This is a genomic window from Massilia sp. LMS1-1-1.1 (genome assembly GCF_040815535.1).
Lineage (GTDB): Bacteria > Pseudomonadota > Gammaproteobacteria > Burkholderiales > Burkholderiaceae_D > Janthinobacterium > Janthinobacterium aestuarii.
Genome location: NZ_JBFPNG010000031.1, coordinates 1 through 276 on the forward strand (window position 1 = coordinate 1; position 276 = coordinate 276).

Below are 276 nucleotides of genomic sequence, written 5' to 3' on the forward strand. Positions count from 1 at the left end.
GGCTAAAACAGTCAGGATGTTGGCTTAGAAGCAGCCATCATTTAAAGAAAGCGTAATAGCTCACTGATCGAGTCGTCCTGCGCGGAAGATGTAACGGGGCTAAGCCAGTCACCGAAGCTGCGGATATTGTTCTGTGATTTATCACAGATATATATGGTAGGAGAGCGTTCTGTAAGCCTGCGAAGGTGTCTTGTAAAGGATGCTGGAGGTATCAGAAGTGCGAATGCTGACATGAGTAGCGATAATGGGGGTGAAAAGCCTCCACGCCGTAAGCCC

1 rRNA gene is annotated in these 276 nt (G+C 48.6%); it reads left to right on the forward strand.

From position 1 onward, the window contains the following. Positions 1-276, forward strand: a 23S ribosomal RNA gene (locus tag MRBLMS1_RS18865); the annotation flags it as partial.